This window comes from Polaromonas sp. YR568, assembly GCF_900116715.1.
Lineage (GTDB): Bacteria > Pseudomonadota > Gammaproteobacteria > Burkholderiales > Burkholderiaceae_C > Polaromonas.
Genome location: NZ_FPBM01000007.1, coordinates 217,128 through 239,829 on the forward strand (window position 1 = coordinate 217,128; position 22,702 = coordinate 239,829).

24 protein-coding genes are annotated in these 22,702 nt (G+C 57.0%); 4 read left to right on the forward strand and 20 right to left on the reverse strand.

Going from position 1 to position 22,702, the window contains the following annotated elements; genetic code table 11:
* Positions 1-96 precede the first annotated feature (96 nt).
* The 3 genes from BM408_RS16120 to BM408_RS16130 all read right to left on the reverse strand — a co-directional run bounded on the left by BM408_RS16120 (position 97) and on the right by BM408_RS16130 (position 2,489).
* The gene (locus tag BM408_RS16120; RefSeq protein ID WP_139237361.1) at positions 97-1,161 is read right to left on the reverse strand and encodes a LacI family DNA-binding transcriptional regulator; all 1,065 of its coding nucleotides are present in this window, start codon (positions 1,159-1,161) and stop codon (positions 97-99) included.
* A gap of 261 nt (positions 1,162-1,422) precedes the next feature.
* Complete coding sequence (locus tag BM408_RS16125) at positions 1,423-1,842, reverse strand: hypothetical protein (protein ID WP_139237362.1); 420 nt, start codon at positions 1,840-1,842, stop codon at positions 1,423-1,425.
* 53 nt (positions 1,843-1,895) lie between these two features.
* Complete coding sequence (locus BM408_RS16130) at positions 1,896-2,489, reverse strand: helix-turn-helix domain-containing protein (protein ID WP_092130884.1); 594 nt, start codon at positions 2,487-2,489, stop codon at positions 1,896-1,898.
* Between the two features lie 91 nt (positions 2,490-2,580).
* On the opposite strand from BM408_RS16130, the gene kbl reads away from it, so the two are divergent.
* A complete protein-coding gene (gene kbl, locus BM408_RS16135) occupies positions 2,581-3,783 on the forward strand; it encodes a glycine C-acetyltransferase (RefSeq protein ID WP_092130885.1) in 1,203 nt (400 codons plus the stop codon).
* Positions 3,780-4,754: an NAD-dependent epimerase/dehydratase family protein gene (locus BM408_RS16140; protein WP_092130887.1), complete on the forward strand. Its 975-nt coding sequence runs from the start codon at positions 3,780-3,782 to the stop codon at positions 4,752-4,754. Before kbl ends, BM408_RS16140 begins: the two co-directional genes overlap by 4 nt.
* A gap of 65 nt (positions 4,755-4,819) precedes the next feature.
* On the opposite strand, the gene BM408_RS16145 is transcribed toward BM408_RS16140, so the two are convergent.
* Positions 4,820-5,722: a LysR family transcriptional regulator gene (locus tag BM408_RS16145; RefSeq protein WP_092130888.1), complete on the reverse strand. Its 903-nt coding sequence runs from the start codon at positions 5,720-5,722 to the stop codon at positions 4,820-4,822.
* Between the two features lie 122 nt (positions 5,723-5,844).
* On the opposite strand from BM408_RS16145, the gene BM408_RS16150 reads away from it, so the two are divergent.
* A complete protein-coding gene (locus BM408_RS16150; RefSeq protein ID WP_092130890.1) occupies positions 5,845-7,239 on the forward strand; it encodes an L-serine ammonia-lyase in 1,395 nt (464 codons plus the stop codon).
* Positions 7,240-7,247: 8 nt separating this feature from the next.
* Here the strand turns inward: BM408_RS16150 and BM408_RS16155 are convergent, their stop codons facing one another.
* The 8 genes from BM408_RS16155 to BM408_RS16190 are packed head-to-tail and all read right to left on the reverse strand — an operon-like array spanning position 7,248 to position 14,584.
* Positions 7,248-8,372: an ABC transporter substrate-binding protein gene (locus tag BM408_RS16155; RefSeq protein ID WP_092130892.1), complete on the reverse strand. Its 1,125-nt coding sequence runs from the start codon at positions 8,370-8,372 to the stop codon at positions 7,248-7,250.
* Between the two features lie 15 nt (positions 8,373-8,387).
* The gene (locus BM408_RS16160) at positions 8,388-9,371 is read right to left on the reverse strand and encodes a Bug family tripartite tricarboxylate transporter substrate binding protein (protein WP_092130894.1); all 984 of its coding nucleotides are present in this window, start codon (positions 9,369-9,371) and stop codon (positions 8,388-8,390) included.
* 40 nt (positions 9,372-9,411) lie between these two features.
* Positions 9,412-10,389 carry a D-2-hydroxyacid dehydrogenase gene (locus tag BM408_RS16165; RefSeq protein WP_092130896.1) on the reverse strand — a complete coding sequence of 326 codons (978 nt, stop codon included), beginning with the start codon at positions 10,387-10,389 and terminating at the stop codon, positions 9,412-9,414.
* Between the two features lie 10 nt (positions 10,390-10,399).
* Entirely contained in the window at positions 10,400-11,146 is a 747-nt protein-coding gene (locus BM408_RS16170) for an amino acid ABC transporter ATP-binding protein (protein ID WP_092130898.1), read from the reverse strand.
* Complete coding sequence (locus BM408_RS16175; RefSeq protein ID WP_092130900.1) at positions 11,143-11,847, reverse strand: GntR family transcriptional regulator; 705 nt, start codon at positions 11,845-11,847, stop codon at positions 11,143-11,145. The genes BM408_RS16170 and BM408_RS16175 overlap by 4 nt, the downstream gene beginning before the upstream one ends.
* Complete coding sequence (locus tag BM408_RS16180) at positions 11,844-12,530, reverse strand: amino acid ABC transporter permease (protein WP_092130902.1); 687 nt, start codon at positions 12,528-12,530, stop codon at positions 11,844-11,846. Before BM408_RS16180 ends, BM408_RS16175 begins: the two co-directional genes overlap by 4 nt.
* 23 nt (positions 12,531-12,553) lie before the next feature.
* Positions 12,554-13,411, reverse strand: a complete 858-nt coding sequence (locus BM408_RS16185) for an ABC transporter substrate-binding protein (RefSeq protein WP_092130904.1) — start codon at positions 13,409-13,411, stop codon at positions 12,554-12,556.
* Positions 13,412-13,423: 12 nt separating this feature from the next.
* On the reverse strand, positions 13,424-14,584 hold the full coding sequence (locus BM408_RS16190) for a mandelate racemase/muconate lactonizing enzyme family protein (RefSeq protein WP_092130906.1): 1,161 nt from the start codon (positions 14,582-14,584) through the stop codon (positions 13,424-13,426).
* A gap of 216 nt (positions 14,585-14,800) precedes the next feature.
* Here BM408_RS16190 and BM408_RS16195 point away from each other — a divergent pair, with 216 nt between their 5' ends.
* Positions 14,801-15,493 carry a GntR family transcriptional regulator gene (locus BM408_RS16195; RefSeq protein ID WP_175541813.1) on the forward strand — a complete coding sequence of 231 codons (693 nt, stop codon included), beginning with the start codon at positions 14,801-14,803 and terminating at the stop codon, positions 15,491-15,493.
* Between the two features lie 57 nt (positions 15,494-15,550).
* On the opposite strand, the gene BM408_RS16200 is transcribed toward BM408_RS16195, so the two are convergent.
* The 8 genes from BM408_RS16200 to BM408_RS16235 all read right to left on the reverse strand — a co-directional run bounded on the left by BM408_RS16200 (position 15,551) and on the right by BM408_RS16235 (position 22,683).
* A complete protein-coding gene (locus BM408_RS16200) occupies positions 15,551-16,702 on the reverse strand; it encodes an ABC transporter substrate-binding protein (protein WP_092130910.1) in 1,152 nt (383 codons plus the stop codon).
* A gap of 91 nt (positions 16,703-16,793) precedes the next feature.
* Positions 16,794-17,156, reverse strand: a complete 363-nt coding sequence (locus tag BM408_RS16205; RefSeq protein ID WP_092130912.1) for a RidA family protein — start codon at positions 17,154-17,156, stop codon at positions 16,794-16,796.
* Complete coding sequence (locus tag BM408_RS16210) at positions 17,149-18,576, reverse strand: NAD(P)/FAD-dependent oxidoreductase (protein WP_092130914.1); 1,428 nt, start codon at positions 18,574-18,576, stop codon at positions 17,149-17,151. The genes BM408_RS16205 and BM408_RS16210 overlap by 8 nt, the downstream gene beginning before the upstream one ends.
* Positions 18,573-18,962 carry a (2Fe-2S)-binding protein gene (locus BM408_RS16215; RefSeq protein WP_371327021.1) on the reverse strand — a complete coding sequence of 130 codons (390 nt, stop codon included), beginning with the start codon at positions 18,960-18,962 and terminating at the stop codon, positions 18,573-18,575. The genes BM408_RS16210 and BM408_RS16215 overlap by 4 nt, the downstream gene beginning before the upstream one ends.
* Complete coding sequence (locus BM408_RS16220) at positions 18,877-19,986, reverse strand: NAD(P)/FAD-dependent oxidoreductase (protein WP_175541814.1); 1,110 nt, start codon at positions 19,984-19,986, stop codon at positions 18,877-18,879. The genes BM408_RS16215 and BM408_RS16220 overlap by 86 nt, the downstream gene beginning before the upstream one ends.
* Complete coding sequence (locus BM408_RS16225; RefSeq protein ID WP_175541815.1) at positions 19,983-20,777, reverse strand: ABC transporter permease; 795 nt, start codon at positions 20,775-20,777, stop codon at positions 19,983-19,985. The genes BM408_RS16220 and BM408_RS16225 overlap by 4 nt, the downstream gene beginning before the upstream one ends.
* A complete protein-coding gene (locus tag BM408_RS16230) occupies positions 20,774-21,634 on the reverse strand; it encodes an ABC transporter permease (protein ID WP_092130918.1) in 861 nt (286 codons plus the stop codon). The genes BM408_RS16225 and BM408_RS16230 overlap by 4 nt, the downstream gene beginning before the upstream one ends.
* Positions 21,631-22,683 carry an ABC transporter ATP-binding protein gene (locus tag BM408_RS16235; protein ID WP_092130920.1) on the reverse strand — a complete coding sequence of 351 codons (1,053 nt, stop codon included), beginning with the start codon at positions 22,681-22,683 and terminating at the stop codon, positions 21,631-21,633. Before BM408_RS16235 ends, BM408_RS16230 begins: the two co-directional genes overlap by 4 nt.
* Between the last annotated feature and the right edge of the window lie 19 nt (positions 22,684-22,702).

Consider the following 22,702-nt stretch of genomic DNA (forward strand, 5'->3'; position numbering starts at 1 on the left):
CGGGTAGCTCCTTCTCCCGGCACAACTAACCGCAACGCTCAATCTACGCGAGCACGCACGTCTATAGGCTCTTGAACAGAGCCGGCGATTTCGGCCTTAGATCTGCGCCACACTGCCCCTGAGTACCAAACGATGCTTGAGCGTAATTTTGGAGGCAGTCTTCGCACCCTTGTAAATCTGGCGAAAGATTTCTTCCGCGCCCCTGCGCCCCATCTCGAAGCGCGGAACCGACACTGTCGATAGCGGGGGATGCATCAGCCCCGCCAATTTCAGATCATCAAACCCAAAGAACGAGACGTCACCTGGGATACTTTGGTTGGCTTGTCGAGCAGCTGCCATAGCGCTTATCGCGAGCTCGTCAGTGGCACAGAAGACCGCGGTGGGGCTCAAACCATCGCTGAGCATGGCCTTCATAATCTCGAAACCCGACTCAGCATCATCATTGAAAGAATCGGTCGAACGCACCTTCGTCAGCTCGACCAGGCCATGGTCCCGCATGAAATCGACATACGCCGCACTCCGGTCACGGTATGTCTCTGAGTGATTCGGTCCACCGATGTGGACAATACGCCGATGCCCGGCTGCATAGAGGTGTGCCATCACCTCTTTGGCAGCAGCATAGTTATCGATAGTGACGCACGTGACGCCCTCGTGCGGTACGGGCCGCGAGATCGCTACGACCTTGCGGTCAAAGCCCTGCATGCCGAGGATGGGCTCAGGCACGCTCCCGGTGACGGTGATGATGCCATCCACCACACCCGTTAGCAGTTGTTGCCCCAGGTTTGCTTCTCGCTTGGCCTGACGCAGCGTCACACCCAACAAAACATTGATTCCACGTTCCGCTAGCGTCTCGACGATGCCCTGAACTACATCAGAATAGAACGGTGCGGCGATGTCCGAAACGATGACGAGCACCTGGTTAGCGCGCCCATCCCGCAAATTGCGGGCCGCCTCATTCACCACGTAGCCAGTGTCGCGCACGATCTTATCGATCAACGCCCTGGTCTCTTTGGTGACGCGCGGGCTCCCCGCCAACGCACGGCTGACGGTCGACACGTCGACTCCCGCTAAGCGCGCTATATCGGCCATTCTTGGTCGTTTACCGGCCGGCAGCCCCGTCGTATCGTCGCTCGCCAAAGCGGGCATGTTCTGTTCGTTCACTTGGCCCAATGTGCTGAAATGCCCGCTTCTAAGGCGATGTTGAGATTAAGGATTCGTCTGGCTAAAGGTGACTTTTAACCACAAATCCGGGTTGACCTGCATGATAGTCCAATCGATTGGATTTTTCCACGCACTGCCAGCAGCAGGAGCTACCAAAGCCCTAGTAGCAAACGATTTCACATAGAGCACTGCCGATGCCGCTTGCCCCGCAGTACATCAAAGTACTGCCTACGTTTGGGATTCTGTATGTTTTCTCGGGAGCTAGATGAAATGGTCGAAGCCACTCATTGGATAGACCTCAAACAACTGTTCTTCTATCCAAAAATAGTCGTCGGCGTTGATGCCGGCGCCCAAGAACGGCCGTGGCTCCATGGCGTGAAGGGGTGTGATGTCGAACCTGTTCCCCATTTCGTCTTCAACCACCGAATGGGCAACGAACCGTATGAAGTCGCTTTTTGGTGCGGCGATGACCAGCCAGCCTAGTACTTGTCCGTGGTGTGGATTTCTTTCAATCCAGGTGGCCACGTTGTGGTGGCATTTGTTTTCTTCAGGCGCCCAATCGCCAATGTTGACCTGCCTGTAAGGCACAACAACGGCTTCACCAAGCTGCCCTGCAAGCATGGCTCCGTATCTCTCGATGGCAGCATTCGGAGCAGGCATTCGGTCGAATACGGTAACCACCAGACTCATCCTTCAAGCTGAATTGCCATTGCGACTACCAATCCGGTTTGCCCTTAACGGCCGTATTCGACAACAAGTAGTGCGGTTGCTGCAGTCTTGCCTTGATTGGCAATCGAATGCTGTAGATCGACTGGATATCGTGCGGTATCACCACTGCGCACAATTACCTCACTGTCCCCAGCGCGCACCGTCATAGCACCGCTATGCACGGACAGGTGCTCCTTGGCCCCCTTCTCATGCGGCTCCGATGGTAAAACGCCTCCGGCCGCGATAGTCAACTGGTACCACTCAACCGTACCTGCCATGTTGATCGGGCTAAGGATGCGAAGCTCACATTTGCCGTCAGCGCTTTTGATCGTCGGCATCTCGTGTGCCGCGGTGACGGTAACGGCGGCCGCCGCAGTCTTGGTTTGACCAGTACTGAGGAAATCCGTGATGTCAATGCCAAGAGCACTGGCCAGGCGCCAAAGAATCGCCACAGTCGGATTGGCCTCATTGCGCTCAATCTGCGACAGCATCGATTTGGAAACGCCAGCACGCCTGGACAAATCATCAAGTGAAAGGCGCTGCGATTGACGCAGCGTCTTCAAGGTTTCGCCGACGGCTGGCGGCCCCTCGGAACGAGTCTCTGCGCGCGACATTTGCATATTCACGAATTGTTCGATATAGTGGACAAATGGCGTTTATTAATGGAAATCGCCAAAATGATGAATAACCCGATCCTAGCAGGACTACGCAATGCTTACTACCTCTCATTTCTACGCCTCACTTCGTGAAGAGCTCCAGAAAATCGAGGCGGCCGGCCTTTTTAAGGTCGAGCGTCCGATTACCTCCGCTCAAAGCACCCTCGTTTCGACCGCTGATTCCAGTGAAATCATCAACCTTTGTGCCAATAACTACCTGGGGCTGTCTTCCCACCGCGGAATTCTGGAAGCCGCGCATGCGGCTCTCGCCACCCGTGGTTTTGGCCTAAGTTCTGTGCGGTTCATCTGCGGTACGCAGGATATTCACAAAGAACTAGAGGCGCGACTGTCGAAGTTTCTGGGTACCGAGGACACCATCCTCTATGGCTCGGCCTTTGATGCCAATGGCGGTCTTTTCGAGACCTTACTCGGCGCCGAAGATGCAATCATCAGCGACGAACTCAACCACGCCTCAATCATTGACGGCATCCGCCTGAGCAAGGCGAAGCGTTACCGGTATCGGCACAACGATATAGAAGATCTCCGGCACCAACTGCGGGAGGCCGACGCTGCGGGCTCGCGGTACAAACTTGTATTCACAGACGGCGTCTTCTCCATGGACGGCACGATTGCGCGTTTGGATGAGATCCGCGCCGTTTGCGACGAGTTCGGCGCACTGCTGGGAGTAGACGACTCTCATGCCACCGGCTTCATTGGAAAGACCGGCCGCGGGACGCACGAGTACCGAGGCCTGTTTGGCAAGATCGACATCATTACAGGAACGCTCGGCAAAGCGTTGGGTGGCGCATCAGGTGGATTTACGAGCGCAAAGGCCGAGGTGATTGCAATGCTTCGGCAGCGCTCCAGGCCTTATCTCTTCTCGAACACGCTTGCACCTGTCATCGTCGGCGCGAGTATTAAAGTCCTTGATTTGTTAGAGGCAGACACCTGCCTGCGCGACAACCTTGAAGAAAACACTCGTTTCTTCCGCGACGGCTTGGCGGCGCGCGGATTCGACTTAAAAGCGGGTACTCACCCCATTATTCCCGTAATGGTGTACGAAGCAGAGACGGCACAGCGACTGGCGCGTCGCCTGTTGGAATTGGGTGTCTACGTCACCGGCTTCTTTTACCCCGTAGTCCCGAAAGGCCAAGCGCGTATTCGGGTGCAAATCAGCGCGCTGCACACCAAGCAGCAGCTTGGTAGCGCCCTTGATGCCTTTGCTAAAGCAGGTAAAGAGCTGGGGATCACAGCATGAGCGGTAAACCCAAAATCCTGATCATTGGCGCCAACGGACAACTCGGCACCGAGCTGTCAGCTGCACTTGCCGAGCGTCACGGCTCGCACAATGTAATAACGAGCGATATGGTCCCGACTGGTCGCCACGCGCATATTGCCCACGAAATGCTGGACGTCACCGATGCCGGGCAACTCAAGGAACTTGTAAAGCGTCATGGCATCACCCAGATCTACCTTCTCGCTGCGGCGCTATCGGCCACCGGCGAGACGTCCCCTACCTGGGCCTGGAACTTAAACATGGGTGGATTGCTGAATGTCTTGGAAACCGCCCGTCACTACAAGTTGGACAAAGTGTTCTGGCCGAGCTCTATTGCTGCTTTCGGCCCAACTACACCGGCCGATGCGACCCCGCAGAGCACGGTGATGGAACCGAAGACCGTGTATGGAATTTCCAAGCTCGCCGGAGAAGGCTGGTGTCGCTGGTACTTTGAAAAGCACGGCGTTGACGTACGTAGCCTGCGCTATCCCGGACTGATCTCGTATAAGACAAAGCCTGGCGGAGGAACAACTGATTACGCCATCGATATCTTCTACTCGGCACTTAAAGGTGAGCAATACAACTGCTTCCTTGCCGAAGACGAAGCACTACCGATGCTCTATATGGACGATGCGGTGCGCGCCACGCTTGAATTGATGGAGGCGCCAGCCGAGTCGATTACCGAACGCGGCAGCTACAACCTGGCAGGCGTCAGTTTTACACCCAGTGAAATTGCCGCAGAGATCCGAAAGCATCTGCCAAGTTTCGAAGTTGCATATGAGCCGGATTTCAGACAGAAAATTGCAAGCAGCTGGCCCAATTCAATTGACGATTCATGCGCGCAGCGCGATTGGAAGTGGAAGTGCAGGTTTGACTTGCCCGCATTGGTCAAAGATATGCTGAAGCATCTCCCAGAAACAGTGAAAACGCCCTCCCCTAGCGTGCATGCTTAACTGGTTTGAATACATATCAATGCGCGGACGGTCCGCCGCCAAGCATGCCGACACAAGCGATGAAGTTAGCGAGTCATCGCTTGTGAAGTGTGCAGCAACTGCTCAACAAAAACTTTTATCGCAGGGTGCGCCCGTTCCCCCTGACGAAAAGCCACAGAAATCCGACGAGTCACCGCCGGCCGCAGGGGGCGAGCAACCAGATTCTGCGAAATCTGCCCAAGACGCAAACCGGGAATGATCGACACAGAGCAGCCGGATGCCACCATCGCGGCAATGATTTCTGAGCCCCGGCAGGCGGCATTGACCTGAGGCGTGAAGCCAGCTTGCCGACAAAGGTTCATCACGAATTCGCCATAGAAGCTGGTTGCAGAATCCATTGCCCACTCTTCATCCTTCAGTTCAGACAAGGCAATGGATGGTTTGAGCGCCAGAGGATGGTCTTTTGCCATCACTACTTTCAACTCGTCGTCAATTAGACGCACTTTGTGAACCGTCTTTTCCATACGTGCCAAACGGACGGAAAGATCGTCGACGATTGCCAAATCAACATTCCAGGAACCCAGGGCTGCCAAACCCTCAGACGGCTCCATCTCAATAATTGTTATCTGAAGACGCGGGTAGCTTTTCCGGAGCGCTTGCAGCACAGGAGGAAGCAGCGCCGCTGCAGCAGTGGCAAAAGCGGCGATCCGTAAGGTGCCGGCTATCTCTTTACGTATTAGGGCCAACTCCGATCCGGCCTCATCTAGAACGCCCATGATGCGCTCCACATGCGACACCAACACTTCGCCCGCATGAGTCAGCTTCACGCCGCGGCCTCTTCGCTCAGTTAGAGGAACACCGACTTCTTCTTCAAGCTGAGTAATCTGCTGAGAAACAGCTGACGGGGTGAGGTTTAGCGCCTCGGCAACCGCAGCCATCGTCTGACGGATTGAAAGTTCTCGCAAAGCTTTGAGGCGTGCAATGTCCATGACCACCCTGAGAAATAGTTAATATTTCTAATGTATACGTCAAATAAAGATCAATTGTATTGCTTTAACGCTGCCCGTACTATGCACTTTCCTACGTTAGTCACGAGTGACTTGGAGTTTTTGTGGCCGTCAGCGTTTTCGATCTTTTCAAAATAGGTATTGGCCCTTCTAGTTCACACACGGTCGGGCCGATGCGTGCAGCGCGTATGTTTACGCAGCGTTTGGTGAACGACGACAAGCTGGACGCGACAGCGGTCGTTCGATGCGAACTCTACGGATCGCTCGGCGCAACCGGCAAAGGCCATGGCAGCGGAACTGCGGTGCTTTTGGGGCTTTCCGGCTTCGAACCAGACACGATTGACCCGGACAAGATTCCTTCGATCCTGGAGGGTATCCGCGCCACCCACCAAATTCAGCTGCTTGGGGCTCACCCCATAGCCTTCCACGAAAAGACTGACGTTCTCTTCTATCTCACTAAGACGCTTCCATTTCATGCAAATGGCATGACGTTTTCAGCGTTTAATTCGTCGGACGAGCTCCTATGCTCGTACACCTACTATTCCGTAGGCGGCGGATTTGTCGTGAGCGAAGAAGTTGCAGATGACGGATCTAGGCACAAGACCATCGCACCGGATACCACCGTACTTCCACATCCTTTTCACAGTGGCGACGAGCTCCTAGCGATTGCTAACGTGAACCAATGCAGCATCGCAGAGATCATGCGGCGCAATGAAAGGTTTTGGCGAACGGACGACGAAATCGACCGTGGCTTGCTTAATATCTGGTCAGTCATGCAAGACTGCGTCGCGCGCGGATGCCGTGCTGAAGGCACGTTGCCCGGCCCATTTAAAGTCCGTCGCCGCGCCGCTGCATTGCAACAGTCGCTATCGGCCACAAAAAAGAACGGGGCCAAACCAGACCCACTGAGCACCATGGACTGGATCAACCTCTATGCATTGGCTGTCAACGAAGAGAATGCTTCTGGTGGACGAGTTGTCACAGCGCCTACGAACGGTGCGGCGGGCATTATTCCTGCCGTTTTGCATTACTACAGAGGTTTCGTTCATGAGGCCAACGATGCGGGCGTGATCGAGTTTTTACTCACCGCAGGCGCTATTGGCCTTCTCTACAAGGAAAACGCCTCGATATCGGGAGCAGAGGTCGGCTGCCAAGGCGAGGTAGGTGTAGCGTGCTCGATGGCAGCGGCTGCGCTATGCGCCGTAACTGGCGGCTCGCCTGAGCAAGTCGAAAACGCCGCCGAGATCGGTATGGAACATCATCTTGGGCTGACATGCGACCCAGTGGGTGGATTGGTGCAAATTCCATGCATTGAGAGGAATGCCATCGCATCTGTCAAAGCCGTCAACGCCGCTCGCATGGCATTGCATGGTGACGGAACACATCACGTGAGTTTGGACAAAGTCATCAAGACTATGCGAGAGACTGGCGCCGACATGATGACCAAATACAAAGAGACTTCTCGCGGTGGTCTTGCAGTAAACATTATTGAATGCTGATCACGCCGCTATTGCCGAATCCTGCCTGCCGTTACGATCGACATCTCGACAAATCTGGAACCTGATCGCATATTCGGCTTGAAGCCAATCGAGTAGCCGCCTAAATCGAGCATATCAATCGAGTCGAGGGCTTGAACGAAGGCCTCTCGACTCGCGCGCGCGCCCATCCGGCGGGTGGCTTCAACTATTATCTTGGCGGCTATGTACCCTTCCATCATGGCGTAGCTCACAGGTACATCAGGCTTTTCCGATTTCGCGAGTGTGTCAGCGAAGTCTTTCGTGAGCCGGCTCGAAACCTTGTATGGGCTCGGGGTGACTTGCGCAATAACCACACCCTGCATCTGCTCGTCGGAAAGCCGCTTGCTCATCTGCTCGATGTCCGCACCAGAATACGAGAACAGCCGTGCGGTGCCGCCTCCTTCCCGGTACTGCTCAATGAAGCTCGCAGCCGCTGCACCGGTAGCGACCATAAGGACAGCCTGCGGCCGCCCAGCGATCATTGCGCTCACCGCCCTGTCGGCGCTAGTCGTTCCGGCGGGATAAGACGCTTTCACGAGAATCTGCGCGCCTGTTCTTTTTGCCATTTCGTCCACCGCCGCAAGCAGCGCGGCGACGTTGAGGCCTTCCTCGTAGAACAGGCCGAGTCGATTTATGCCGACGGTGGCGAGATGATCGCCAATCTTGTTAACTTCGTCACGGAGACCAGCGCGGACGCTGTAAAGGTAAGGCGTCTCCGGTGCAATTTCGCTGGTGCGATAACCCACCAGTGCGATTTTCTCGCTCTGGAGGAGACCAGAGGAAACGAGATCGGCAATATTGCGCCCTCCCGCGTAGCCCGAGAGGACCATGGGCTTCGATTCAGCCAATAACTGCCGCGTGGCCGCAACGGTGTCTTCGGCTCGACCGCCATCATCCTTGCGCACTAGCGCAAAGGTATGGCCTGCAACGCCGCCTGATTTGTTGACTTGGTTGAAATGCAACTGCAAGCCTGCAGAATACGCTCGGCCCTGATTCGCATCCATGCCAGAGAGGGGGCCGACCTGGCCCACGACGATCTGCGTAGCCCCTGCGGCCTGCGCCAGGGCGAACACACCCCATGCCGCGAAGCGCGGCAGCACTTTCCAATTGCTCATGGGATCTCCTGGGCGTCAGTCGAGTCGCGCGCCTGAGGCCTTGACGATCCGCGTCCAGCGGGTGGTCTCGCTGGCAAGGAACTTTGCGTAGTCAGTCGGGGAGCTGGGCATGGCCGTGGCGCCCACCCGGGCGAGTTGTGCCTGGAATGCTGGGTCGTTCAACACCTTGACTATCTCCGCATTCAATCGTGCAACGATCTGCGGCGACGTACCCTTGGGTGCGGCGATTCCCATCCACGCGTTTACCTCGAAACCCGCGAGACTCTCTGCAACGGTAGGAATCTCCGGTGCGGTAGGCATACGTCTAGTGCTGGTAATGCCTAGCGCGCGAACACGGCCACTTTGAACTTCGGGCAATACCGAAGGTACCTGCTCGAACAACATGTGAACTTGGCCGCCCATCAAATCCTGCATCGCCGGCGCCCCGCCTCGGTAAGGGATGTGAAGAATGAAAATACCAGCGGCAGATTTGAGCATTTCGGCGGTAAGGTGACTCGAGGTGCCCACCCCGCTGGAGGCATAGGTCAGCTTGCCAGGGTGGGCCTTGGCATAAGCAATCAATTCACCGATATTGCGGGCAGGCACCGAAGGGTGCACAACCAGTAGATTGGGAACGCCTGCATAGAGACTAATCGGCGCGAAGTCTTTTTGCGGGTCAAATGACATCTTCGGATACAGCGCAGGATTTGTCGCCATTCCGATAGGCGCAAGCAACAGTGTGTAGCCATCAGGCTCCGATCGAGCCACGTATTCCATACCGACATTACCGCCCGCACCGGCGCGGTTATCTATCACGAAGGGCTGGCCCATGCTCTGGCCGAGGCGCTCCGTCAACATACGTGCCAAAAGGGTTGTCGAGCCACCGGCGGCGAACGGTACGACCAGCTTAACGGGCTTATTGGGGTATCCCGCTTGAGCGTGGGCACCGCCGGCCACCGCGATGCAGACCAGCGCCACAAGGGACACGAGGCTGTTGCGGATAAATGAGGCTGTAGACATGGTTGATCTCCTTAGTTTGATTTATGCGTTTCTCAGTCCGTTAATACCCGAGTTCGGGATCAACTTCGTTTTCAAGCTCTTGTTCGCCGGCCCGCAAGCGCGCCAAGTTTCGGGCGAGGATCTTCATCGACTTCCCCGTGTACCCCGTGGGCATGTCGCAAGAAACATGCGGAGTCACTATGAGGTTAGGTACGTCCCACACTGCCGCCTCCGGCGGCAGTGGCTCCGTGTCGAACACATCCAGCACGGCGCCACCTAATTGGCCGCTTTTTAAGGCCTCGATAACATCAGCGGTAACCACCACCTGGCCGCGCGCCATATTTACGATTCCCGCGCCACGCTTCATGCTCCCGATAAGACCCGCATGCAACAGGCCGCGCGTCTCCTTGGTCAGTGGGCAGCACAGGATCAGAAAATCGCATACCTGGATGCGTTCGGCAAGCGCATCAATCCTGGACACCTCTGCCACTCCGTCGACGCTCCGCCCATGTCGCGAGATGCCTTCCACCTTCAGACCCAGCGCGCCCGCCGCTGAAGCCACGGCGCAGCCGAGGCGGCCCAAACCGACCACGAGAACACGCTGGCCTTCGATTGGAGGGGTCAACCGGGGTGACCAGCGCTTTTCGCGCTGATTCGAGATCAGAAAAGGCATCTCAGAATTAAGCATCAGCAGCGCCATGGCCGCATACTCACGCGCTTTCTGAACGTGAATTCCGCTACTGTTAGTGAACTTGGCGCCCTGCGGCAGCCAGTCCAGCGGCAGATATCGCTCGACGCCCGCGCTGGTGCAGTGCACGAGCTTGAGCCTGGGAGCACCGCGACGCAAGCGCTCCACGTCGAAACCGGACCCGACAAACACGTCAGCTCGCGCCAGCGCGTCTAAGTCGGGCCTGTCGCTGTCGTGAATGGTCACGGTGACTTCTGTTTCAGGCATAGGCAACGCACAGCGGAACACTTCAGGAGTGATGCTGTAAGTGGCCGCGCGGCCGGCCTGATTCTCAACATAGACATGCATCATGTTGCGCTGCTCAGTGCGAGGCCATCACGCGACCGAGGAAGTCAGCCAGCCGTTGAGTTTTCGGAGACCCAAACACCTCATCAGGCCGGCCCTGCTCGACGATTTCACCATGATCCATGAAGACGACACGGTCAGCAACTTGTCGTGCAAACCCCATCTCATGAGTTACGCAGATCATTGTCATACCCGTTTGCGCCAGCTCAGTCATGGTGTCGAGTACCTCTTGGATCATCTCGGGATCCAGCGCAGATGTCGGCTCATCGAACAGCATGATGCGAGGCTCCATACACAGTGCGCGAGCAATCGCCACGCGTTGCTGCTGACCGCCGGACAACTTGGCCGGGTATTTCTGCGCCTGCTCTGCGATGCGTACGCGTTCCAAATAGGACATGGCGGTTTCAACCGCCTTTTCACGCGACAAGCCCCGAGTGCTCATAGGGGCGAGAATGCAATTTTCTAGGATCGTCAAGTGAGGAAACAGATTGAACGACTGAAATACCATGCCCACTTCTCTGCGCACGCTGCTTGCGGTCTCGTCGCTAAGTTCTTGCCCTTCGACGTGGATCTTCCCCTCCTGGTGTTTTTCCAGTCGGTTGATGCAGCGAATTAGGGTGGACTTACCGGAACCCGAAGGACCGCAGACCACGACTTTCTCGCCTTCGGCAACATCAAAACTCACGTTCTTGAGTACGTGCAACGGGCCGTACCACTTGTTAACGTCGCGAAACTGGATGGCACGGGAGAATGTGGTTGTCATAGCGTTGGTGTGTTTTCGTTTAGAACCATTGATAGCAGCTTGAACACTCTCTTGCCTTCGCCGATGCTGTGTTCCTCTAGTAAGTGGGTAGCCAGAGCGACATCTTTTTGCACAATGGCCTGGACAATCGCGCCATGTGAGTCCAGGGTCGTGTTCGGATCTTTCATGTCGACGTAGGTCGATGCGACGAAAAGACGGATCTGCTGTTCGACCATCCGGTAGTGTTCGCGCAGTCGTCGGTGGCCTGCGAGCTCCACGATCATCTTGTGTATGTTGAAGTCACGGTCCACGACAACGTCGTCCGGTTCACCTTTATGACGGGCAACCAGCAATTGTTCAAAGGTATCTTCCAGCGCTTGAGCCCCCTCTGGAGTGAGCTTCTCGATAGCAAGCTTGCCGGCCATCGATTCGAGTGCGGCACGCAGCGTGAACAGCTCCCACAGGTCCTGCGGCTGAATCGACATGACGGTCCATCCCGTGTAGGGGGTCAGCACGATTAGGCCCTCCTGACTTAGCTGCTGCAGGGCGGCACGAAGCGTTCCGCGTGACACGTCGAACTGCTGCGCAACGCTGGCCTCGGTAATACGACTGCCGGGGGGGAGCTGACCGGTCGTAATCAGTCGGCGTAGCTCATCCGCCGTAAGCTGCTCGGCCGGTCGCTTTTTTATGGGCCTCAAGCCGGACGTTGCCGATGTGGTCATGCGTATAACCCTCGATTTCCGCGGCTAAACCGGCGCTCAATTGAGCGTTGAATAATGGTGTATCCAACCGCCAGCATGCTGTACCAAATGGCGACAACGGTAAGCACTTCGAAATACTTAAAGTTGGCGCTGAAGATATTGGTCGCAGTTCCGAAGATTTCGGGAATTGCGATGGTGAACAACAAAGAGGTGTTCTTGATCAGATTGATCACTTGATTGCCGGTCGGCGCAAGAGCGATACGAACGGCCTGGGGCAGGATCACCTTACGCATCATGGTGAAGTAATTCAGACCCAGTGCTTGTGACGCCTCTCGCTGTCCGCGATCAACGGAATTGATACCTGAGCGTACGACTTCCGTCATGTAGGCGCCTTCGTTGATGCCTAACGCAAGGACGCCTGCCCACAGTGCCGGGAGATTGACCGCACCGCTAGTCATTGCAGGCAGTGCGTTGTACCAAAAGACAACCTGAACCAACAAGGGGACTCCCCGAAGGAATGTCACATAGCCCCGCACGAGCGGCTGTAGCTTCGACAGAGGTGAAGTGAGCACGATGCCACCGACGGTGCCGATGAAGACACCGATGATGAGTGACAAAACCGTGATCCATAGCACGAGCAGGATAGGCGCAAAGAACTTCGTGGAGAACAGTAGCGCAAAGAAATAGGATGAATCGAAATGCATAAAGGCCTTCCTGCCCGCTGGTGTTAGTTGGTGACCTTGGTGACGTCGCCGCCGTCCAGGTTCCACTTTTTCAGGATCTCGGCGTAAGTGCCGTTCTGTACCAAACCTTTGAATGCGGCATCTACTGCAGCGCGGTTGGCGTCTTCGCCTTTGCGAAACACCAGGCCGTTGCGATTGCGTAGAGTGTTGGCACCGGCCTTGCCGCTCAGGATGGGGCTGGCTTCAAAGTAGGTGTTGGGGTTCTGCTGCACCAAATAGGCAGCGACTGGCCAGTCGATGAACGCCGCCTGAGCAGAGCCCTTGGCCACTTCGTGCACGGTCTCGTTCATTGCGGCAAAGACCTTCATGTTCATGGGCTTGCCGGCCGGGCAGTCACCCTTGACGCGCTCCAGAGCAGCCATTTGAGTGGACCCTGCCACGATCGCCACCGTAACGCCACAGACATCCGATTCGGTGTTGAACCGGAGATTGGCGTCCTTCTTGGTTATCAGGCGTAGCCCGCCGACGAACACCGGCACAAAGTCAAAGGTCTGCATACGCACGTCGGTGATTCCCACACGTGAGGAGATCAGGTCGAACTTCTTTGAGATCAGCGCAGGAAACAGCCCCTGGAAAGCCAAGTTCACGAACTTCGGCTCCAGACACATAGCCTTGGCTAGTGCGACGGCGATGTCCACGTCGAAACCGGCGGGCTTGTCATCCTTGACGAAGCCCATCGGTGGCGCTGAAAGCTCGGTTCCAATGGTGAGGAAGCCAGGCTCTACGAGTGCTGGCGGCTTAGGCGCACAGGTAGCCTGCGCCGAGGCGAGCTGCGGCAGGATGAATAACGAGCCACCCAAGGAAAGGGCAGTTGCAAACTTACGAAGGGTCGAGATTTTCATGCTTTTCTCCTGTTAAGAATCGATTTCTGCCCAAAGGAAGGGGCGTACCTTGTCATCAATGAGTTCGATACCAATCCCCGGCCTGTCGGACACCTGGAGGTAGCCGTCCTTGACCTGGTTTTCTGGTATCACGTCCGTGAACTCGATATGCTTGGCGTCGTCCGCCCAGTAGGGATAGAGCTCCAGGATCGAGAAGTTCGAGAGATTGGCGCTGACGTGCATCGTTGCAGCAGTGCATACGCGACTCGCGCAGTTGTGAGGAGCTACGCGTAAGTTGTAAGCCTCCGCCATCGCCGCGATCTTCTTGGTCTCAAGGATGCCGCCGGTATTGCCCACATCGGGCTGCAGGGTGTCGGCAGCGTGGGTCTCCATGACCTTGCGAAAGCCATAGCGCGTATACAGCCGTTCGCCCAGTGCGATGGGGATGTTGACCTTCTCTGAGATTTTTTTAAGCGCGCCGAGGTCGAAAGGGTCGGCCGGCTCTTCGATGAAATCGATACCCAGATCCTCATACCGCTGGCAAAGGCGGATGGTTTCGTCTGTGGTCAGCGCACCGCTCAGATCGAGCATGAGGTCGACATCGGGGCCGACGCAGTCGCGCAAAGCTTTTACTCGCTGGAAAGCGAGCTCGGTTTCGCCTCGATCCAGAGCCCGGCGCGTAGGATGGCGCAGCGTGCCTCTGGCGTCGGGCATGGCAAGGGGATAACACTTAAGGGCGGTATAGCCCTCCTTCAGTGGACGCTCAGCGGAACGGGCGAAGTCCGAAGCGGTCGTCGTGTCACTGCTCCACCCGTTGGCGTAAACGCGTAGTTGATCGCGTACTTTCCCGCCCAGGAGCTGGTATACCGGCACATTGAGCGCTTTGCCTTTGATGTCCCAGAGTGCTTGCTCGATGGCACTAATGCCGGCGAAGACGATCGCGCCGCCGCCCTTTGCCCAGAAAGAGTGGTCATACATCTCGGACCACAGGGCCTCAATCGCCTGCGGATCCTTACCGACCAGGATGCGAGCAGCGAGATCTTTGATCATTCCGGCCGCCGCAGTGCCGCCCAAGCCATAGGCGATGGCAGCCTCCCCTACCCCGCTGATGCCCTCGTCCGTCTCAATTTTGACGATGACGGGATGCAGCATGCCGCTGCTGATCAGATACACCTTAACTCTCGTGATTTTCAAAATAACTCCTTTGGTTGATTGTCGACAATCGATCATCGACAATGTATCTGCGGATATGACTCCCCGAATGAGGGGAAACCCGTATTTCGAGATTAAGGGGGGAAATGGATCGGTCGGGCCGGACGGCTCCAGCGAGTCAAGCCAAGCACCCGTCGGTACAATGGCTCAAGGCATCCTCGCCGCATGCGGTCCCAAATTCAATGCGCCGCTTCTTACATGGCACTCAAGAAAATCCAAAAACATTCGGCGGAGAAGCTCGCCGCCGATGCCATCCGGGAATACATCCTCGGTGGCCAAATTGCACCAGGCGCGCGCCTGACCGAAATCCACCTTGCAGAGCGCTTCTCGCTATCGCGCGCGACCATCCGCGGCGCTATGCAGCGAATGGTCCAGGAGGGCTTGCTAGTCCTGGTCCCCTACGTAGGCTGGGAAGTCATGTCGATCACTTCCCACGATGCATGGGAGCTATACACACTTCGGCAGAGCCTTGAGGCCTTGGCCGCCCGGCTTGCAAGTGAACGAATAGATGAAAAAGGTAAGGCGACGCTGAAGGCCGCCTACCAGAAGCTCGTGGAAGCCAGTGCCGCACGCAACTTGAAAGATGTTTCGGCCGCGGACTTCAAACTTCACCGAGCCATCATCGAACTTAGTGGGCATACACGCCTGGCCCATCAGTACCAGCTCATTGAGCAGCAAATCTCACTCTACATCTTCTGGAGTGACTTCATGCCCTCGCATGAAAGCGTGTACCAAGTTGTCCTTGAGCATCATGGCCCCATTGTTGAAGCCATACTTGCCGGCAACAGTGAAACGGCTGCCCGCTTGGCCGCGGAACACAACATAGACGCGGGGTTAAAGCTTGTACACCACCTTGAGCAGCTTGAGGCTGAAAGGGCTAAGGCCGCTTAGAGATTCCACAATCTAGAGGGCGACAAACGGATGCAATGGCGGCTGAGAGTGCTTCGACTACTGACGAATTTTCCCCGTGTCGCTAATGATGGAAAGCTCCACAAACTTCGATCCGGTTCGAACACCAGGCCTAAAGCTGACCACATAACCGCCTAGATTGAGGTTTTCCGTGCCGTCCAACGCCGCAGCCATACCCTGGCGAGTCGGACGCTGTCCCTGACGCCGAACAGCTTCGACGATTACCTTCGCAGCGATGTAGCCTTCCATCATGACGTAGCTTAGTGGTACATCGAGCTTTCCACTTTTGGCCACTGCGTCGCTGAGTTCTTTAGCCACCCGAGATCCCCCGTAGGGACTAGGAACTACCTGCGCGATTGCTACTCCCCGCATTACGCTTGAGACGAAGGCTAGACGATCTTCGGCGATTCTCTTTGTCACTCGCTCCATGTCTGCGCCCGAATGCACAAAAATCTGCGCTGCACCGTCCTCGGCACGATATCTCTCGATAAAACGCGCGCTTGCTTCTCCGCTGCTCACCATGATGATTGCTTGAGGCTTGGACTTGACGAACGTGTCAATCGCATTTGCCACTCGTGTGCTCCCCGCTTCGTAGGACGCTTTGGAGATCACTGTGGCCTTTGTCTTCTTAGCAGCTTCTTCGGCTGTAGCTACAAGTGCCGCCGCCGCTGGGCCTTCCTCGTATAGGAGTCCCAAGCGCGTGACACCTATTGCCGCTAGATGCTCGGTAATCTTGCTGAGTTCATCAAAAAAGTTTGCTCGCACGTTGTAAAGCAATGGCGTCTCAGCGCGGGTGTCAGTGGCGCGATAGCCCACCAAGGCCAACTTCTCCTTCTCCAGAACGCCCGTACCCAAAAGTTCAGTGATATTGCGACTACCGAAGTATCCCGCAAGCACCATTGGCTGATCTTCAGCCAGTATCTGCCGCGTAAGCTTGACCGTATCTTCGGGGCGCCCACCGTCGTCCTTGCTCACCAACTGAAAAGTGTGACCATTCACGCCGCCTGATTTATTGACGCTACTGAAGAGCAGCTGCATACCCGCTGCATAGGCTCGTCCCTGGCTCGCTTCAGGTCCCGACAATGGCGCTACCTGGCCCACGACAATTTCCGCGCTATGCGAAAGCCGTCCTCCTAATAATGCCGCGCATGCGACGGCGACGGGCAATATCAGCTTGACGACTATCTTCATTGGTGTCTCCATTCGTGGGGCTATGCCCGGAATGCGACGCAGCCAGCGTCGTCTCCAGGTCTCATCTAGAGCAAAGGTTGGGGCCTGTGGATCAGGGTACGGCAGCAGTGACAGTCACTTCGACCAAGAGACTGGGTAACGCGAGGTTCGCTTCCACTGTGGTTCTCGCCGGAGCTGCCCCCGACGGAATCCATGACTCCCAGACTGCGTTCATGGCAGCAAAGTCACCTATGTTTCGCAGGTAAATCGTGGCCGTGAGGATGCGGCCACGCTCACTGCCGGCCTCGGCCAGCAGATCCTGGACGCGTAACAGAGTCTCTGCGGTCTGCACCGTAATGTCCGCTTCAGCATGTGCACCGCCGCCTGCAGTCTGTCCGCATAGGTAGATCAGTCCACCGTGCTTCACGATCTTGCTCATGCGTGCATTCGTATGCTTACGTTCGATCTCACTCATGAAGTGACTCCTTGATTTTGTGGGTTTCGGTGTTTGTTGCGCTCGCCATCGCAGCGATGGATCCCAATGGCACAGGCTTCAGCGGTGCTCTGATGTGATAGGCACCAATCTCACGCGGAGGTTTTCCAAGTTCCTTTGAGAGAATTTGAGTGACCGTTAGACCGCACATCCGGCCTTGGCACGGCCCCATACCGCAACGACTGAAAAATTTCGTCTGGTTGGGACCTTGGCATCCCAATCGCGCCATCTCGCGTATGCGACCGGCCGTGACCTCTTCGCAGCGGCAGACGATCGTCTCGTCGGCAGGATCAGATATCCATTCGGGCGGGCTATACAGCGCGTCGAGAAAAGGACGAATGCGCAACTGGTGATCCAGAGCTCGACGCCCTGAGATTGCTTGAGATTCGCACTCGTCCTCTGTCAACTTTCCCAAAGCTCGCGCCGCGCCCAACGCGGCGAGCGACCCCGACGGCTCTGCAGCCAAGGCACCCGCAATGGCCGCACCATCTCCTGCGATGCGGAAACCCGGAAGAGAAGTTTCGCCCCAGGCATCAATCAGCGGGCGCCAGGCTAGCTGAACGGAATCCCACTCATGATCGACCCTCAACAGACGGCTGAGTTGAGTGTTGGGAACCACGCCGTGATGAAGTAGCACGACGTCGGCAGCCAGACTGTGCTTTCTGCCGCCAGCCGTGAACGTAAGGGCCTGAACTCTGTCATTTCCTTCTGCTCGAAGATTGGTCGCTGCTGAGAACATGGGAACACCCGCCCGACGAAGACGCCAGAGCATCCGAAGGCCTTTTGCCAGATAAGGCATTGCGCCGAGCGCCGCAGGAAGATGGCGCAGCGAACGCCACCGGTTGGCGCGGGGCGCTGTTTCGACGATACCGGCAAGCGGCACGCCGGCTTCGAGTAGTTGGCAAGCCACAAGCAGCAACAACGGCCCCGCTCCCACCAGTACCGTGCGCCCCGCAGGCACCGCGCTGGCGCTCTTCAGCGCTATCTGTGCCGCCCCTGCATTCAACACACCCGGGAGCGTCCAACCTGGAATCGGCGAAGCGCGCTCCATGGCACCTGTAGCGGCGATCAACTGCGGTGCGCGAACCTGAAATGATTGCCCATTCTTCTGCGCAGTCACGGTGAGATCGCGCGCGACGTCCCACACCGTCGCACCGAAGCGTAGCTCGACCCCCGAGCGCTCGATTTGAGCAGTCAATGTCTCGCCGTACCGGTAATCCGGGCCCAACAATGCAGCTACAGACGCCGGGGCGTCGGTAACGTTGCGGTAGATCTGTCCGCCAGGGCGCAACTGCTCGTCAAGCAGCAGTGTCTTAAGTCCATGCGCCGCGCCCTTTAGAGCGGCAGACATTCCAGCCGGACCGGCACCGATAACGATGAGATCGTGGGTCTGCGCGCTCATTTCACATCTCCTGCACGGCGCGCACCACGGGGGATTTTCACCTGCATCCCAGCTTCCACGCGGACCATGCAAGACTGCACATTCTGCGCACCATCGACCTCGACCAAACAATCGAAGCACACCCCCATAAGACAGAGCGGTGCACGTGGTTTCCCAGATACCGGCGTGTATCGGAACGGTACAACATCGGAATTCAACAGTGCGGCCGCCAGCGTTTCGCCCTCACGGGCTACAACTCTGCGCCCTTCGACAAATATCTCAACCACCGTCCGCTGCTCACTCACCGGCAGAGTCATCGCCCTAAACATCGAAACGCTCCGCTTTGAAAGTTTGAATATGGGAAGGCTCAGTGCCACCAAGAATCCAGTTCGCGAGCGGACCCACATGCATCGAGGCAAGCGTAATTCCGCTATGGCAGGTCGCGAGAAACGCTCCCGGACAGTCGCTCGAAGCTTGGTAGACCGGGAAGCCATCCGGAGTCATCACACGCAGCGCGCCCCATGTACGCACGATGTTGACGTTCTCCAGTATTGGGAAAAGGCGGCCGGCACGCTTGGCAATAGTCGCAAGCTGGTCCAGGCTCGTTCCATCGTCAAAACCAACGTCTTCTTTCGAGTCGCCCATCTGCACTACACCCTCACCAGTCTGCCGCACGTGCATTGACGGATGACGAAGAAACGGTTGCATGCGCTCACTGACAAGAATCTGCCCTCGGCTGGGCTTGACAGGGGCACGCAGCCCGACCATGGGAGCCAATTCCCGATTCCCAAGCCCTGCGGCTAGTACGACTCGCCCGGCGGTGTGTGTGGCGCCAGCAGTCACCACACGGAATTCACCTGCCTGATGGTCGATACGCTCTACCCGAACGCCACCCACCGTTTCACCACCCAAAGACCGAAAGCCCTGAAATAGCGCATGCAAAAGCCGTAACGGGTTGACATGGCCGTCCAGCGGACCGAAAGTAGCGCCAGCTACATCCGGCCCAATCGCAGGCTCTAACGCACGAACCTGACCGTGGTTAAGCACCTCGAAAGGGTATTCGCCATCCAGAGATTCGCGGATTAACGTCAAGTCGGCTACACGCGCGTCGAGTTCCCGTTCGTCCAGAGACATCACGAGCCCTCCGATCTGCGAGAGTTCAACATTGACACCCGTGCGTTCCACCAAGTCAAGCGCAAATTCAGGCCACTGACGTGCGGCCTCCCTGCTCCACCGTGCGTAACCTGGATTGCCGAGACCCTTGCCGTGTACCCAAACAAGGCCAAAGTTTCCGCGAGCGGCACGAAACGCATCGTCGCCCTCATCGAGCAACCGCACTCGCTGCCCTGCGCGGGCCAAGCCATAAGCGATCGACATTCCGACCACTCCCCCGCCGATGACCAGCGTATCGATTTCAGTGCGGGCGATCATTGCTTACCTGCCAGCACACGGTCCAAACCGTAGAAGCGATCAAGCACCATCATCAGCACCAATGTCAGCACGATCAATACAGTGGAAATCGAAGCCAGCAGCGGATCGATTGTGTTCGCGATGTGGTTGTACATCTTGACCGGCAACGTCTGAGTTCCAGCAGACGCAACGAAGATCGACATCGTCAACTCATCGAAGCTATTAATGAAAGCGATCAGCCAGCCGCCCGCCACGCCCGGCACGATGAGCGGTAACTCAACGCGGCGAAATACCGTCCAAGAAGAAGCCCCCAGTGACTCTGCAGCATGAGCCACGGTTCGGTCAAACCCGGTGGCTGCAGCAACCACCAGTCGAAGCACATAGGGCAAGACAAGCACCGTATGGGCAGCTGTCAGCCCCCACATGGTTCCAGATGCGCCGAGCTGGGTGAAAAACCGCAATAGCGCGATACCCAGTACGACATGCGGCACCATCAACGGCGACAGCAGCAAGCTGAGGATTGCCTCGCGACCCGGGAAGCGGTGCCAAGCTATGGCCATACCCGCGGGCACCGCCAGCAAAGTGGCCAGCGTGGCAGCGGTGGCTCCCAGCACAAGACTGCGATAGAAGGCGTTGACAAATTCATCCTCCTTCAGGATCGCGATGTACCAGCGCCAGGAAGCACCGTCGAACGGCATTGCGATATAGCCCTTGTCGGTAAATGAAACCAGAGCGACCATCACAAGCGGCGCCAGCATGAACGCGGCAAACAGCCAGTGAAAAACCATCAGAACAGGATGCGTCCGCTTCATAGGAACACCTGCTTGTAACGACGCTCCACGAGCCTGTTCGCACCGATCGAGACAGCCAAAACGATGACCACCAGCACCACGGCCAGGGCGGCACCGAGCGGCCAGTTCAGGTTTCCAAGGAATTCGTCATAAATTGTGGTCGGAACAACCTTCAAACGCCGGCCACCAATGATGGCTGGGGTAGCAAACGCGCTTGCGGCAAGCGCAAATACGATAAGACCACCGGAAAGAACGCCCGGAATCACCTGTGGAAAAACAATCCTGCGCATAACCGTCCACAGCCCGGCCCCCAGAGATTCGGCGGCCTGTTCAGTGGCGCCATCGAGTTTCTGCAGGGACGCCCACACAGCAAGAACCATAAACGGCACCAGCACATGGACTAATGCGATTACTACGCCGGTGAAGGTGAACATCATTTTCACGGGCTCGCTAACGAGGCCACTGGCCAGCAAAAGCTTGTTGATCACGCCTTCGTTACCCAACAAGATTGCCCACCCCAATGTGCGGACCACTACTGAGATCAGCATTGGGCCGAGGACGATCACGATTGACACGGCACGCCACCGCTCGGAGAGCCGACTCAGTACATAGGCCTCCGGAACACCGATTGCGATGCAGATGATCGTGACTAGCGCAGCCATACCGAAGGTTCGGCCGAAGATGACGTGAAAGTACTCGTCCCGAGCCATTTCGGCGTAGTTAGCAATCGTCAGGTGCTCGCCAACACCCACACCCGGGATAAAGGGGTAAAGGCTTAGCGAAAGCATGATTACCAATGGCACGGCGACGAACGCCAGCGTCATCAGCACGCCGGGTGCCGCAAGCCAGTATGGAAGCGCGTTGCGCTCGGAGTTCATGCTGCGCCCTCGGCACGCGGCACCAGCCTGGCGTTTTCGGGGGCCCAGTGGAGCCCAACCTCGTCACCCTCTTCCGCCTGCGGCAGGCCGGTGTTGGCGTGGGACACCTGTATCGCCCCCAGAGGCGTCTCAATCTGAAACAACCAGTGATTACCGAGAAATGCTCGCGCAGTGACGCGGCCCTTCACAAGGGCAGCGTTGTCCGCAGTAAATTCAATCTTCTCTGGTCGAACAATGTATTCGAGCGCACCGACTCGCCCCGTATCGCCGGTCGGCAAGCGGTAGCCCAGCACGTTGACCGTCGGGCCGGCCTGCGCGCGCGTGGTCGAGAAAACATTCGCCTTTCCAAGAAAGGTGGACGAAAAGCGGCCATTCGGACGTTCATACATCTCGAAGGGCCGGCCAACCTGTTCAATGCAGCCCTTGTTCATCAAGACAACCCGGTCTGCCAACGTCATGGCCTCCGCCTGGTCGTGCGTCACCATGATGGTCGTAACGCCCACACGATGCTGCAACGCACGCAACTCGATCTGCATCTCCTCGCGCAGTTTGGCGTCTAGTGCACCCATGGGCTCATCGAGCAGCAGCACGGGGGGCTGGATGGCCAGCGCTCGCGCCAACGCCACGCGTTGCCGCTGACCCCCGGAGAGTTCTCTTGGATAGCGGCCGGCCATCGGACCCAGGTGTACCAGTTCCAGCGTACTTGCGACGCGCTTACTCCGCTCACCAGACGGGACGCCTCGCATCTCAAGGCCAAATGCGACGTTGTCGGCCACTGTCATATGAGGGAACAGCGCATAGCTCTGAAACACGATGCCCAGGCCGCGCTTATTCGGTTTGACATTGGTTATGTCCTTACCGTCGAGCAGGATCCGACCGCTCGTGGGCTGGACAAAGCCCGCCACCATCTGCAGCGTGGTGGTCTTGCCGCAACCGGAAGGCCCAAGCAGACAGACGAACTCCCCCTTGGCCACGGAGAGGTCGCTTGCAGCTACGACGACAGTGTCGTCATAGCGCTTGGACAGGCCTTTTAATTCTAGAAAACTCATCGTGTACGCCTTGTGTCTT

What these genes read in the sequence shown, in the direction of transcription:
- BM408_RS16130 (WP_092130884.1), bottom strand. Translation starts at nt 2,489, where the DNA reads ATGCAAATGTCGCGCGCAGAGACTCGTTCCGAGGGGCCGCCAGCCGTC.
- kbl (WP_092130885.1), top strand. Translation starts at nt 2,581, where the DNA reads ATGCTTACTACCTCTCATTTCTACGCCTCACTTCGTGAAGAGCTCCAG.
- BM408_RS16140 (WP_092130887.1), top strand. Translation starts at nt 3,780, where the DNA reads ATGAGCGGTAAACCCAAAATCCTGATCATTGGCGCCAACGGACAACTC.
- BM408_RS16145 (WP_092130888.1), bottom strand. Translation starts at nt 5,722, where the DNA reads ATGGACATTGCACGCCTCAAAGCTTTGCGAGAACTTTCAATCCGTCAG.
- BM408_RS16155 (WP_092130892.1), bottom strand. Translation starts at nt 8,372, where the DNA reads ATGAGCAATTGGAAAGTGCTGCCGCGCTTCGCGGCATGGGGTGTGTTC.
- BM408_RS16160 (WP_092130894.1), bottom strand. Translation starts at nt 9,371, where the DNA reads ATGTCTACAGCCTCATTTATCCGCAACAGCCTCGTGTCCCTTGTGGCG.
- BM408_RS16165 (WP_092130896.1), bottom strand. Translation starts at nt 10,389, where the DNA reads ATGATGCATGTCTATGTTGAGAATCAGGCCGGCCGCGCGGCCACTTAC.
- BM408_RS16170 (WP_092130898.1), bottom strand. Translation starts at nt 11,146, where the DNA reads ATGACAACCACATTCTCCCGTGCCATCCAGTTTCGCGACGTTAACAAG.
- BM408_RS16175 (WP_092130900.1), bottom strand. Translation starts at nt 11,847, where the DNA reads ATGACCACATCGGCAACGTCCGGCTTGAGGCCCATAAAAAAGCGACCG.
- BM408_RS16180 (WP_092130902.1), bottom strand. Translation starts at nt 12,530, where the DNA reads ATGCATTTCGATTCATCCTATTTCTTTGCGCTACTGTTCTCCACGAAG.
- BM408_RS16185 (WP_092130904.1), bottom strand. Translation starts at nt 13,411, where the DNA reads ATGAAAATCTCGACCCTTCGTAAGTTTGCAACTGCCCTTTCCTTGGGT.
- BM408_RS16195 (WP_175541813.1), top strand. Translation starts at nt 14,801, where the DNA reads ATGGCACTCAAGAAAATCCAAAAACATTCGGCGGAGAAGCTCGCCGCC.
- BM408_RS16200 (WP_092130910.1), bottom strand. Translation starts at nt 16,702, where the DNA reads ATGAAGATAGTCGTCAAGCTGATATTGCCCGTCGCCGTCGCATGCGCG.
- BM408_RS16205 (WP_092130912.1), bottom strand. Translation starts at nt 17,156, where the DNA reads ATGAGTGAGATCGAACGTAAGCATACGAATGCACGCATGAGCAAGATC.
- BM408_RS16210 (WP_092130914.1), bottom strand. Translation starts at nt 18,576, where the DNA reads ATGAGCGCGCAGACCCACGATCTCATCGTTATCGGTGCCGGTCCGGCT.
- BM408_RS16215 (WP_371327021.1), bottom strand. Translation starts at nt 18,962, where the DNA reads ATGTGGGTCCGCTCGCGAACTGGATTCTTGGTGGCACTGAGCCTTCCC.
- BM408_RS16220 (WP_175541814.1), bottom strand. Translation starts at nt 19,986, where the DNA reads ATGATCGCCCGCACTGAAATCGATACGCTGGTCATCGGCGGGGGAGTG.
- BM408_RS16225 (WP_175541815.1), bottom strand. Translation starts at nt 20,777, where the DNA reads ATGAAGCGGACGCATCCTGTTCTGATGGTTTTTCACTGGCTGTTTGCC.
- BM408_RS16230 (WP_092130918.1), bottom strand. Translation starts at nt 21,634, where the DNA reads ATGAACTCCGAGCGCAACGCGCTTCCATACTGGCTTGCGGCACCCGGC.
- BM408_RS16235 (WP_092130920.1), bottom strand. Translation starts at nt 22,683, where the DNA reads ATGAGTTTTCTAGAATTAAAAGGCCTGTCCAAGCGCTATGACGACACT.